The sequence below is a fragment of the Pedococcus sp. P2_F6 genome (genome assembly GCF_056403675.1).
This window is the reverse complement of the sequence record NZ_JBFUEZ010000001.1, coordinates 974930-987184: the sequence shown is the minus strand read 5'-3', so window position 1 is coordinate 987184 and position 12255 is coordinate 974930. Positions and strand designations below refer to the sequence as shown.

The 12255-nt window shown below is 69.0% G+C and carries 12 protein-coding genes; 7 read left to right on the top strand and 5 right to left on the bottom strand.

Annotated features, from left to right (window positions below; translation table 11 throughout):
- Positions 1 to 30 precede the first annotated feature (30 nt).
- Positions 31 to 1455, bottom strand: a complete 1425-nt coding sequence (gene glnA, locus AC1DWP_RS04710; RefSeq protein WP_477613276.1) for a type I glutamate--ammonia ligase — start codon at positions 1453 to 1455, stop codon at positions 31 to 33.
- Between the two features lie 132 nt (positions 1456 to 1587).
- On the opposite strand from glnA, the gene AC1DWP_RS04705 reads away from it, so the two are divergent.
- On the top strand, positions 1588 to 2064 hold the full coding sequence (locus AC1DWP_RS04705; RefSeq protein ID WP_477613275.1) for an RDD family protein: 477 nt from the start codon (positions 1588 to 1590) through the stop codon (positions 2062 to 2064).
- A gap of 29 nt (positions 2065 to 2093) precedes the next feature.
- Here the strand turns inward: AC1DWP_RS04705 and AC1DWP_RS04700 are convergent, their stop codons facing one another.
- Together AC1DWP_RS04700 and AC1DWP_RS04695 are read right to left on the bottom strand one after the other, a co-directional pair.
- Positions 2094 to 2699, bottom strand: coding sequence for a PadR family transcriptional regulator (locus AC1DWP_RS04700; protein ID WP_477613274.1), 606 nt, complete (start codon positions 2697 to 2699; stop codon positions 2094 to 2096).
- Positions 2696 to 3535, bottom strand: a complete 840-nt coding sequence (locus tag AC1DWP_RS04695) for a DUF4097 family beta strand repeat-containing protein (protein WP_477613273.1) — start codon at positions 3533 to 3535, stop codon at positions 2696 to 2698. Before AC1DWP_RS04695 ends, AC1DWP_RS04700 begins: the two co-directional genes overlap by 4 nt.
- A 138-nt stretch (positions 3536 to 3673) precedes the next feature.
- Between AC1DWP_RS04695 and AC1DWP_RS04690 the strand changes: the two genes are divergently transcribed.
- The 6 genes from AC1DWP_RS04690 to AC1DWP_RS04665 all read left to right on the top strand — a co-directional run bounded on the left by AC1DWP_RS04690 (position 3674) and on the right by AC1DWP_RS04665 (position 10402).
- Entirely contained in the window at positions 3674 to 4588 is a 915-nt protein-coding gene (locus AC1DWP_RS04690; RefSeq protein WP_477613272.1) for an ATP-grasp domain-containing protein, read from the top strand.
- 109 nt (positions 4589 to 4697) lie between these two features.
- Positions 4698 to 5957, top strand: a complete 1260-nt coding sequence (locus AC1DWP_RS04685; RefSeq protein ID WP_477613271.1) for an ABC transporter substrate-binding protein — start codon at positions 4698 to 4700, stop codon at positions 5955 to 5957.
- A 134-nt stretch (positions 5958 to 6091) separates the two neighbouring features.
- A complete protein-coding gene (locus AC1DWP_RS04680; protein ID WP_477613270.1) occupies positions 6092 to 7051 on the top strand; it encodes a carbohydrate ABC transporter permease in 960 nt (319 codons plus the stop codon).
- Between the two features lie 7 nt (positions 7052 to 7058).
- Positions 7059 to 7991, top strand: a complete 933-nt coding sequence (locus tag AC1DWP_RS04675) for a carbohydrate ABC transporter permease (RefSeq protein ID WP_477613269.1) — start codon at positions 7059 to 7061, stop codon at positions 7989 to 7991.
- 2 nt (positions 7992 to 7993) lie between these two features.
- Positions 7994 to 9361 (top strand): GH1 family beta-glucosidase, encoded by a 1368-nt coding sequence (locus AC1DWP_RS04670; RefSeq protein ID WP_477613268.1) that lies wholly within the window; start codon positions 7994 to 7996, stop codon positions 9359 to 9361.
- Positions 9362 to 9379: 18 nt separating this feature from the next.
- Positions 9380 to 10402 carry a LacI family DNA-binding transcriptional regulator gene (locus AC1DWP_RS04665; RefSeq protein ID WP_477613267.1) on the top strand — a complete coding sequence of 341 codons (1023 nt, stop codon included), beginning with the start codon at positions 9380 to 9382 and terminating at the stop codon, positions 10400 to 10402.
- A gap of 18 nt (positions 10403 to 10420) precedes the next feature.
- On the opposite strand, the gene AC1DWP_RS04660 is transcribed toward AC1DWP_RS04665, so the two are convergent.
- Together AC1DWP_RS04660 and lipA are read right to left on the bottom strand one after the other, a co-directional pair.
- Positions 10421 to 11155: a DUF4191 domain-containing protein gene (locus AC1DWP_RS04660; protein WP_477613266.1), complete on the bottom strand. Its 735-nt coding sequence runs from the start codon at positions 11153 to 11155 to the stop codon at positions 10421 to 10423.
- A gap of 19 nt (positions 11156 to 11174) precedes the next feature.
- Positions 11175 to 12212, bottom strand: a complete 1038-nt coding sequence (gene lipA / locus AC1DWP_RS04655; RefSeq protein ID WP_477613265.1) for a lipoyl synthase — start codon at positions 12210 to 12212, stop codon at positions 11175 to 11177.
- Positions 12213 to 12255: the final 43 nt, after the last annotated feature.

The window sequence follows — 12255 nt, the reverse complement described above, 5'->3', positions numbered from 1 at the left end:
GGTGCAGATCAGCCGCCGTTCCTCGCTCGCTCAGATATCGAAGTACATCTCGAACTCGTGCGGGTGCGGGCGGAAGCGGATCGGGTCGACCTCGTTCTTGCGCTTCCACTCGATCCAGGTCTCGATGAGGTCCTTGGTGAAGACGTCACCCTCGAGCAGGAACTCGTGGTCGGCCTCGAGGGCGGCGAGCACCTCGGGGAGCGAACCGGGCACCTGCGCGATGGCGTCGTGCTCCTCGGGCGGCAGCTCATAGAGGTCCTTGTCCACCGGCTCCGGGGGCTCGATGCGGTTCTTGATGCCGTCCAGGCCGGCCATCAACATCGCGGAGAACGCGAGGTAGGGGTTGGCCGACGGGTCCGGCACGCGGAACTCGACGCGCTTGGCCTTCGGGTTGTCGCCGGTGATCGGGATGCGGATGCACGCCGAGCGGTTACGGGCCGAGTAGACCAGGTTCACGGGCGCCTCGTAGCCGGGCACCAGGCGGTGGTAGGAGTTCACCGTCGGGTTGGTGAACGCCAGCAGCGCCGGAGCGTGCTTGAGCAGTCCGCCGATGTACCAGCGGGCCAGGTCGGACAGGCCGCCGTAGCCGCGCTCGTCGTAGAAGAGCGGCTCGCCGTCCTTCCAGAGCGACTGGTGCGAGTGCATGCCCGAGCCGTTGTCGCCGAAGATCGGCTTCGGCATGAAGGTGACCGTCTTGCCGCCGTCCCACGCGACGTTCTTGACGATGTACTTGAACTTCAGCACGTCGTCCGCGGCCTGCTTCAGCGTGTTGAAGCGGTAGTTGATCTCCTGCTGGCCGGCGGTGCCGACCTCGTGGTGGGCGCGCTCGACCGAGAGGCCGGCGGCTTCGAGGGCCAGGGTCATCTCGTCGCGCATGTCGGCGAAGTGGTCGGTCGGCGGGACGGGGAAGTAGCCACCCTTGTAGCGGGTCTTGTAGCCCTTGTTGCCGCCCTCCTCCTCGCGCCCGGTGTTCCAGGCGGCCTCGACGGAGTTGATGTAGTAGTAGCTGGCGTTCTGCTTGGTCTCGAAGCGCACGTCGTCGAAGACGTAGAACTCGGCCTCGGCGCCGAAGTACGCGGTGTCGGCGATCCCTGTCGACTTGAGGTAGGCCTCGGCCTTTGCCGCGATGTTGCGCGGGTCGCGGGAGTACTCCTCGCCGGTGAACGGGTCGACGATGGAGAAGTTGAGGATGAGCGTCTTTTCCTTGCGGAACGGGTCCAGGTACGCGCTCGTGGGGTCCGGGATGAGCTTCATGTCGGACTCGTGGATGGCCTGGAAGCCGCGGATCGAGGATCCGTCGAACATCTGCCCTTCCTTGAAGAACTCCGCGTCGAGGCTCTTGGCGGGCACGTTGAAGTGCTGCATCACGCCGGGCAGGTCACAGAACCGCACGTCGACGAAAATGACGTCCTCGTCCTTGATGAACTTCAGGACCTCGTCAGCATTGCTGAACAAACCAACCTCCTGTGGTGGGGCGGGCGAATCCGCCCATGGCTCAACTGGTGTCGGCGTCGACCCTAACGGGTGGGGATTTCTCGGCCATGACCCGAATGTTTCGCCGGTGTTACGCGGACATAGGCTTTCCGCGTGGTCGACCGCAAGGACATCGGTTCGTGGCTCCAGGGGCCGGGTTCACGCTCAGGCGCGCCCGCGGCATACCCCGGTGAGCGTCTGGGTATGCCGCGCGAAGGCGCCGGTTCGATGGGCCGGTTCGGGCGCCGCCTGGTGGGCGTCGTCATCGACTGGACCGCCTGCCAGCTGATCGCGGCGGCGCTGTTCCACGTGCCGCTGCCGTTCAGGGGAGTGGCCTCGGGGACCGACACCCTCATCCTGCTGGCGATCTTCGCCCTGGAGAACCTCCTCCTGCTCAGCACGACCGGCTACACCCTCGGCCACCGCATCGTCGGCCTGCGCGTGATGTCCCTCGACGGTCGCACGCCCAGGCCCACCCAGGTGCTGGTGCGCACTGTGCTGTTGTGCATGTTCCTGCCCGCGATGTTCTGGGACAAGGACGGTCGCGGCCTGCACGACAAGGCGGCCGGCACCCTCCTCGTGCGCAGCTGACCGACCGGCAGGCTCAGCCGGCCGGTCGGTCAGCGCCGGGTGATGACGTCGCGGATCCGCCCCGTCGCCTCGGCGAGGATGTCGATGATCTCGCGGCTCTGGTCGCTCGTGAGCCCGTGCCGTTTCCACGCGCCTCGCGCCTCGGACCGCAGCTCGGCAACGGCCTCCTCGAGATCGCGGATCGCCTTGGGGTCGCTGCCCTTCCAGCCTTGCCACGGCTCCGGGCCACCGACCGGTGTCGCCGTGCGGCGGGCCTCCTGTGCCGCGGCCCTGAGCTCGGCGCGCAGGTCCTTGGTCTGGCCACGGACGCGCGAGCGCACCTGTTCGGCGAGCTCGCGCACCGACAGGTCGAGATCGGACTCGAGGCTGGACAGGTCGTCCCGGCGTGCCCGGACCTCCTCACGGCCGGCCTCGGTGATCCGGTAGATCGCCTTGCGACCCTCGTCGGACCGCTGCACAAGGCCCTCCTCCTCGAGCTTGGCCAGCCGCGGGTAGACGGTGCCGGCACTGGGGGAGTACAGCCCGTTGAAACGGTGCTCGAGGTCTTGGATCACCTCGTACCCGTGCCGGGGACCCTCGTTGAGCAGGGCCAGCAGGTAGAGGCGGAGCTGGCCGTGCGCGAAGACGGGGCTCATGCGGACGCCTCGTCCGAGGGCGCCGCCGGGCTCGCCTTGAGGACCACGACATTGCCGGAGACGGCGTTGGCCTTGAGGCGCAGGCTGCCATCGCCGTCGGTGAGCCGGTTGCCGGGTTGGCGTGAGTGCTTGTGGATGGTGTGGCCGTCGATGACGACCTGGCCCGATGCGGTGTTGGCCGTGACGTCGTAGCCACCGTGCGGCGCACGGACGGTCACGTCCCCGGAGACCGAGTTGGACTTGATCGTGGCAGCGCCGTTGACCAGGTCGAGGGCCACGTCGCCGCTGACCGTGCTGATGCTGACCTCGGGCACGTCGCTGTGCTGGGCGGTCACTGCACCGGACACGGAGTGCACCTTGAGCGGGCCGCGCACGTTGCCGCACTCGACCTCGCCGCTCACGGTGTTGACGTCGACGGGGCCGACGATGTCGTCGATCGTGATCGAGCCGGAGACGGTGTTGGCCCTGGCGCCCGCCCGCATGCCGGCGAGCAGCCCGCTGGCGCTCACCGTGCTCACGGAGGTCTCGGCGTCCTCGGGGATCGAGATGCTGATCGCGACCCGGTTGCGCTCGAGGCCGTCGAAGGCCTGACGCACCCGCTCCAGGATCCGGGTGGAGTCCACGCCGTGGGTGATCTTGAGCTTCGTGCCGTCCCAGGTGACCTTCACCGGCATGCCCTCGACCTTGGCGATCTCGACCCGCGCCGTGGGGGAGTCGGCGTGGGTCACGACGTCGACCCTGCCGCCGACGATCGCGACGCTGAGCCGGCGGACCCGCTCGCCCTCGCCGCCGATGTCGAGCACCCTGGCGCTGTCGATCGACCATTCCTCGCTCATGGGATGTCCTTTCGTTGAGGGGTCATCTCGCGCTATATCGCGTTGTTGAGACTCACGTTATATCGCGTATGCCGCGAGGGCAAGTCCCAGTGCAGGGTGATCCTTCGGGCCCTCATCACGCCTGAGACAATCCCTTCCGTGACGAGCCACCGCATCGCCCTGTGCACCTGGTCCGACCCGTCCTACGTCGACCCGGAGCCACCGCAGATCGCTGAGGCGTTGCACGCCCTGGGTGTTGCCGCCGAGGTGGTCGTGTGGCACGACGAGGCTGACTGGGCATCCTTCGACCTCGTGGTGATCCGTTCGACGTGGGACTACTTCGACCGCCTCGACGAGTTCCTCGAGTGGGCCGACCGGGTTGACTCGGTCTCGCGAATCATCAACAGCCCCACCATCATTCGCTGGAACTCGCACAAGGGCTACCTCTCGGAGCTGGGCGAGGCCGGCATGCCCGTGCTGCCCAGCCTCCCCCTCGCGAAGGGGGCCGCCCACCCGGTCGACCGGATGCTCGCCACCGGCTGGGCCGACGTCGTGATCAAGCCGGCGGTCGACGGCGGCGCAAGGGGCGCCCTCAAGGCGCCGGCCGGCTCGGCCGAGGCGGGCGCACACCTGGGGGCGCTGGTCGCCGCCGGCGACACGATCGTCCAGCCGTTCGCCCCGAGCGTCGAGCTGGGGGAGACGTCACTGTTCTTCTTCGGCGGCGAGTTCTCCCATGCCGTGCGCAAGGTGCCCAAGGCGGGCGACTACCGCGTGCAGGCGCTGCACGGTGGCTCCGAGGAGGTGCACGAGCCGAGCCCGGCGGAGCTCGACGTCGCGGCCCGGGCGATGGCCCTGGCCCCGGACGAGCTGGTCTACGCGCGCGTCGACCTCATCGACGTGGATGGTCAGCCGACGCTGATGGAGCTCGAGCTGATCGAACCCGACCTGTTCCTGCGCCTCGCGCCCGGCTCCGTGACGCGCTTCGCGGCGGCCGTTGCGGCAGCGGCGGCGTCGGCTGGTGCGCTAAGGTCACGGAATGATTACGAAATGAGAACGCTCCCACGCAGGTCTTGACCGGGCGGCGCCTGCGGTCCCACGCTGGCCGGGAGCGCTCCCATAAGGGGGCCCGACGAAAGGTGCAACGGTGCACTCACGCTCTCGCTGGCTGGTTACCGCAGCCGCAATGATCGCTACGGCCGCCCTCACCGCCGCCTGCGGTGGCGACGACGGCGGCTCTTCCTCATCCAGCGGCGAGAAGATCACGCTGCGGGTGAGCACGTTCGGCAAGTTCGGCTACACGGACCTCTACAAGCAGTACATGAAGGACCACGCGAACATCACGGTCGTCGAGACCGCCGAGGGCGACCTCGGCAAGTACAACACCCAGCTCATCCAGCGCATCGCGGCCGGCTCGGGTGCCGGGGACGTCGTGGCGATCGAGGAGGGCCAGGTCGTCAACTTCCTCCAGAGCGCCGACAAGTTCGTGAACCTGCAGAAGTACGGCAGCAACGAGCTGAAGGACAACTGGTTGCCGTGGAAGTACTCGAACGCCACGACCGCGGACGGTGCGACGACCATCGGCCTTGGCACCGACGTCGGTGGTTTGGCCATGTGCTACCGCAAGGACCTGTTCGAGAAGGCCGGGCTGCCCACCGACCGCGTCGAGGTCGGCAAGCTCTGGCCCACCTGGGACGAGTACATCGCCACCGGCCAGAAGTACCAGGCCGGGATCAAGGACCCGAAGTCCCACTTCGTCGACAGCGCGACCAACACCTACAACTCGATCCTCATGCAGTCGGGTGACCACACCTACTTCGACCGCAGCGACAAGCTCGTCGTCGACAGCAACCCGGCCGTGAAGTCGGCCTGGGACGAGTCCCTCAAGATGGTCGACACTGGCCTGTCGGCCAAGCTCAAGGCGTTCTCGCCGGAGTGGAACGCCGGGTTCAAGAACGGTTCGTTCGCGACCCTCGCCTGCCCCGCGTGGATGACCGGCTACATCAAGGACCAAGCGGGCGCCGAGAACACCGGGAAATGGGACATCACCACGATCCCCGGCGGTGGCGGCAACTGGGGTGGTTCCTGGCTCGGCGTCCCGACGCAGAGCAAGCACCAGAAGGAGGCAGTCGAGCTTGCCAAGTTCCTCACGACCGGCGAGAGCCAGCTGGCGGCGTTCAAGGCGGCCGGAAACCTGCCCTCCAATCCCAAGCTCTACACCGAGGCAGCCCTCAAGGACGCCAAGAACGACTACTTCAACAACGCGCCAGTGGGAGAGCTGTTCGTGGCCGGCGCCGCCAACCTGAAGCCGGTCTACCTCGGCGCCAAGAACCAGCCTGTCCGTGATGCCGTGGAGAACACCCTGCGCGCCGTCGAGGGCGGTCAGCGCACCGCGGCAGCCGGCTGGACGGAGGCCGTCGCGGCCGCGCAGAAGGCAGCCAAGTAGCCGCGACCCCGCGGCACACCCAGCTGCGGTCGGGTGTCGGCGCTCTCGCGAGCCGGCACCCGACCGCCACCACCCTGCACGACCACACCCAGCACGACCGCACCCCAGCACGACCGCACCCAGGAAGGAGAGCCGTGACCACCACCACCCCCGACCGGGCCGTCGGCACCGCAGCGCCGGTGACCGGTTGGCGGCAGCGGCTCCGGCGAGCGGACACCCGCCTGTCGCCGTATGCGATGGTCTCGCCGTTCTTCATCCTGTTCGGGATCTTCGGCCTCTTCCCGCTGCTCTACACGGCCTGGGTCTCGACCCACGACTGGAGCCTGCTCGCCGGCGACCAGGGCTGGCTCGGCCTCGGCAACTACAGCGAGCTGATGCAGGACAAGGACTTCTGGAACGCCATGCTCAACACCTTCGGGATGTTCGTGGTGGCCACCGTCCCCCAGCTCGTCCTCGCCATGGTCCTGGCCCAGATGCTCAACTCGCGGCTGCGCGGGGCGACCTGGTGGCGGATGGGCATCCTGCTCCCGAACGTCACCTCGGTGGCCGCGGTCGGGATCATCTTCACGATGATGTTCAGCCGGGACTTCGGGCTGTTCAACTGGATCCTCGGCCACGTGGGCGTCGACCCGATCGCGTGGCAGGACCACCGGTGGTCGTCGTGGCTCGCCATCTCGACCATGGTCGACTGGCGCTGGACCGGCTACAACGCCCTGATCCTGCTGGCTGCGCTGCAGTCGGTGCCCACCGAGATCTACGAGGCCGCCCGGATCGACGGGGCGAACGGCTGGCGGACGTTCTGGTCGATCACGGTCCCGATGCTGCGCCCCACCCTCATCTTCGTCTCGGTGGTCGCCACGATCGGTGGCACCCAGCTGTTCACCGAGCCACTGCTGTTCAACCCCGGAGCGAACTCGATCGGGGGCGGCACCACCGGCCAGTTCCAGACGGCCGCGATGTACCTCATCCAGCAGGCCTTCACGGGCCAGCGGTTCGGGTATGCCGCGACCATCGCCTGGGTGCTCTTCCTCTTCATCGCGGTGTTCTCAGCCGTCAACGTGCTGCTGCTGCGGCGCATCCGGTCGGCGGAGTGAGGCGACGATGACCCAGATCCAGCTCCCCGCCGCGTTGCCCCCCGCCGTCCCCGAGGTCGAGGCGCCCAGCGCCCGCAGAAGTCGGTCGCTGGCCCGGCTGGCGGCCCAGAGCACCGGCGCCACTCCGGCGAGCAAGCTCGTCTACCTGTGCCTGGCGATCTCCGTCCTGCTGTCCGCCGGGCCCCTCTACTACATGGTCGTCATGGCCTCCCGGCCGAACAGCGACATCACCTCGGTGCCACCGCCGCTCACGCCAGGCGACCAGCTCGGCACCAACGTCTCCCGCGTCTTCGCCAACCAGGACGTGATGTTCGGCCAGGCGATGGTCAACTCCGTGCTGGTCGCGGGAGTGGCCACCATCTCGGTCGTGGTGCTGTCCGCGCTCGCTGGCTTCGCCTTCGCCAAGCTCCGCTTCCGCGGACGAAATGCGTTGCTGCTCATCGTGATCGGGACCATGATGGTCCCGGTCCAGCTGGGGCTGGTCCCGCTGTACATGTTGATGGGCAAGCTAGGGCTGGCAGGCACCCTGCCGTCGGCACTGCTGCCCTTCCTGGTGAGCGGGTTCGGGGTCTTCATGATGCGCCAGTACGCCGCGCAGGCGATCCCCAACGAGCTCATCGAGGCGGCCAGGGTCGACGGGGCGTCGACGTTCCGGATCTTCTTCTCCGTCGTCTTCCCGATCCTGCGCCCCGCCGCAGCGGTGCTCGGGTTGCTGACCTTCATGGAGCGCTGGAACGACTTCCTCTGGCCCTACCTGACGCTCGACGCCGAGCACCCGACGGTGCAGGTCGCGCTGTCCCGGCTGTCGGGTGGCTACTACACCGACCAGGCGCTGGTCATGGCCGGGACCCTGCTGGGGACCCTGCCGCTCGTCATCGTGTTCATCGTGTTCGGCCGCCAGATCATCGGCGGCATCATGCAGGGCGGAGTCAAGGGATGACCATGCCGATCCACCACAGCCCACTGTCGCGCGGCGACTTCCCCGACGACTTCGCCTGGGGCGTCGCCACCTCGAGCTACCAGATCGAGGGGGCGACGTCCGAGGGCGGCAGGGGACCGTCGATCTGGGACACCTTCGCGGCCACGCCCGGGCGAGTGGTCGGCGGTGACAACGGCGACGTGGCGGTCGAGCACTACCACCGCTACGCCCAGGACGCGGACCTCATGGCCGGTCTGGGCGTCGACGCGTACCGCTTCTCGATCGCGTGGCCACGGGTGCAGCCGCACGGATCGGGTCCGGTGAACCAGGCCGGGGTCGACTTCTACAGCCGCCTCGTCGACAGCCTGCTGGAGCGGGGCATCACGCCGTGGGCCACGCTCTACCACTGGGACCTGCCACAACCACTCGAGGACCTGGGGGGCTGGCCGGCCCGCGACACGGCATACCGCTTCGCGGAGTATGCCGCGCACGTCGCCGACGCCCTCGGCGACCGGGTCAAGCACTTCATCACGCTCAACGAGCCGTGGTGCTCTGCCTTCCTCGGCTACGGCAGCGGGCGGCACGCGCCCGGTCGGGCCGACGGCGCCGACGCCCTGGCCGCCGCGCACCACCTGATGCTCGGGCACGGGCTGGCGGTGCAGGCGCTCCGCGAGCGGGTGCCTGACGCGCAGGTCGGGATCACCCTCAACCTCTACCCGGTCGCCGGTGCCCACGACGGGCACGGCGTGGACGACGCGGTGCGCCGGATCGACGGCCTGTCCAACCGCTGGTTCCTCGACCCGGTGCTGCGGGGCTCCTACCCCAAGGACGTGGTCGAGGACGTGGCCCACGTCAGCGACCTCGCGTTCGTCGCCGAGGGGGACCTGGAGACCATCAGTGCCCCGCTCGACTTCCTCGGGGTGAACTACTACACCCGGCACGTCGTGGCGCCTGGAGGATTCCCCGGGTCGGGCGTCGTCGACTTCACCGACCGCGGGTTGCCCACCACCGCGATGGGCTGGGAAGTGGACGCCGACGGGCTCTTCGACATCCTCACGAGGGTGACCCGCGACTACGGCGACCTCCCGCTCGTGATGACCGAGAACGGTGCCGCCTTCGACGACGAGGTGGCCCCCGACGGCACCGTCCACGACCCGCGCCGGATCGACTTCCTCGCAGCCCACCTCGAGGCGGCCGCGCACGCCGTGGGGGCGGGCGTCCCCCTGAGGGGCTACTTCGCCTGGTCGCTGATGGACAACTTCGAGTGGGCCGAGGGCTACGCCAAGCGCTTCGGCATCGTGCACGTGGACTTCGAGACCCAGGAGCGGACCGTCAAGGACAGCGGACGTTGGTATGCCGCGTTCCTCGCCCGTGACCGCACGCAATACTGACCCCATGAGGCACAGCTCGTGAGCAGCGGCACCGGCCAGCCGACCCTCGAGGAGGTGGCGGCCCGCGCAGGGGTGGGACGCGGCACCGTCTCGCGGGTGGTGAACGGGTCGCCTCAGGTGTCCGAGCGCACCCGCGTCCGGGTGATGCGGGCGGTCGACGAGCTCGGCTACGTGCCCAACATGGCGGCGCGCGCCCTCGTGACCCGCCGGACCGGCGCCATCGCCCTGGTCATCAGCGAGCCGGAGGAGCGGATCTTCGGGGAGCCGTTCTTCGCCGGCGTCGTCCGCGGCATCACCACCGTGGTGGGGGAGGCGTCGCGACAGCTCGTGCTCGCCCTCGTGCAGACCCGCGAGCAGGTCGACCGCCTCGACACCTACCTCACGCCCCAGCACGTCGACGGGGTGCTGATGCTCTCGGCCCACGACGCGGACACCCTCCCGGGCCGGCTCCAGGGGCGGGGCCTGCCCATCGTCTTCTGTGGCCGCCCGGGACAGCCCGGGGAGATGAGCTACGTCGACGTGGACAACACCGGCGGCGCGCGAGACGCGGTGACCCACCTCGTGTCGAGCGGTCGCAGGGTGGTCGCCCTCATCGCGGGACCGCAGGACATGATCGCCGGTCGCGACCGCCTCGACGGTTACCGCCAGGCCCTAACTGAGGCAGGCCGGGAGGTCGACGAGTCGCTGGTCGAGGTCGGCGACTTCAGCGAGGTCAGTGGTGCCGCGGCCATGACCGCACTGCTCGAGCGGCGTCCTGACATCGACGCGGTGTTCGCGGCCAGCGACCTCATGGCGCTGGGCGCCCTGCGGGTCCTGCGCGAGGCCGGTCGTAGGGTGCCCCAGGACGTGGCCATGGTGGGCTTCGACGACGGCCCCCTGGCAGCGGTCGCGAACCCCCCGCTCACGACGGTGCACCAGCCGATGGAGCAGCTCGGCCGTGAGATGGCGACGATGTTGCTTGCGCAGATCAGCGCTGGGGGGGTGTCCACCCCCGAGCAGCGGGTCCTCGACACGTCGCTGGTCGAGCGCGCCTCGGGCTAGAACCAGGGTCGGTGGGGACTACCGGCCGCGCATGGCCTTGCGGTCGACGCGCGCCCGCATCGGGTCCATGCCGGCGGGGATCGGCGGGCGCAGGCCACCGAGGGACTTGAGGCGCTTGTTGACGGCCGACACCTCCTCCTTGGTGAGGACGGGCTTCATCCGGGTGAGCTTGCCGGTGAGCTTGCGGATCGACACCTCGTCGGCGCCGTCACCGACGACGATCGCGGTCACGGGAACGCCGGGTGCGACGCGCTCGACCTTCTTGCGCTCCTGCGTGAGCAGCTTGGTGCGACGGGCATCGGGGCCCTCGCCGATGAGCACGATGCCGGGGCGACCCAGAGCCCGGTAGACGAACGCCGCACCCGCGACGTCCTCGGGTCGAGTGCCACGTGCACCGTCGACGGCGACCGGCTGCTGGTCGAAGTACCAGCCGCGCCGCAGCGAGCCCAGAGCGGCCCCAGCGGCTCCGGGCTGGCCCTCGAGGGAGCGGTAGGCCGCGCGCTCGGCCATCCGGGACAACACGAGGGTGGCCGCGAGCAGAGCCAGCGGGAAGGAGAGGACGAGGGCGTACTTCCAGTGACCGACGAGCACGCCGATGCCCGCGCCGACGGCGAGGACGGCCAGGAACGCGAGCAGCATCCACCACGGGATCGTGGGGTCGGCCTTGCGCGATGCCGTGAAGACCTGGCGGACCTGGGCGAACCGGCCCGGCTTCTTGGGCGTGTCCGACTGCTGCTTTTCCTTGCGGGCCATGAGGGTCAGGATACGGGTGTCAGGCGGGGGCGCCCAACACGCCCGGCTGGCGTGCGGCGAGGAGGGAAGAGGCCTCCTGGCGGGCGGGGTCACCGGCGGCCTCGGCGAGGTGCTGGAGGTGCTCGGGGATCTCGCGACCCCACTTCTTCATGGCCGTCGCCCAGAGGCGTCCGGCGCGGTAGGACGAGCGCACCAGGGGGCCGGCCATGACGCCCTTGAAGCCCATCTCCTGGGCGACGTCGCTCCAGTGCACGAACTCCTCGGGCTTGACCCACCGGTCGATCGGGTGGTGCAGCTTGGAGGGGCGCAGGTACTGCGTGATGGTGAGGATGTCGCAGCCCGCGTCGTGCAGGTCGGCGATCGCCTGCTCCACCTCGTGGTCCTGCTCACCCATGCCGAGGATGAGGTTGGACTTGGTGACGAGCTCGGCGTCGCGGGCCATGGACAGCACCTTGAGCGACTTCTCGTAGGTGAAGGCGGGCCGGATCTGCTTGAAGATGCGCGGCACGGTCTCGAGGTTGTGGGCGAAGACCTCGGGACGCGCGTCGAACACCTGGCCCACGAGCTCGGGCTTGGCGCCGAAGTCGGGGGGCAGGATCTCCACACCGGTGTTGGGGTTCTTGGCGTGGATCTGGCGGATCGTCTCGGCGTAGAGCCAGGCGGCGCCGTCGGGCTGGTCGTCGCGCGCGACGCCGGTCACGGTCGAGTAGCGCAGTCCCATCTGGGCCACCGACTCGGCGACCCGCCGAGGCTCGTCGCGGTCGAGTGACTCGGGCCGGCCGGTGGCGATGTCGCAGAAGTCGCAGCGGCGGGTGCAGACGTCACCGCCGATGAGGAAGGTGGCCTCGCGGTCCTCCCAGCACTCGAAGATGTTGGGGCACCCGGCTTCCTGGCAGACCGTGTGCAGCCCCTCGGTCTTCACCATCGAGTGGAGCTTGGTGTACTCCGGGCCCATCTTCGCGGTCGTGCGGATCCACTCGGGCTTGCGCTCGATCGGCGTCTCGGCGTTGCGCGCCTCGACGCGCAGCAGTCGGCGGCCCTCGGGTGCGATGGTCACGAAGACTCCCTTGCCCTCTCGGTGGTGCGCGTGCCCTGTGCAG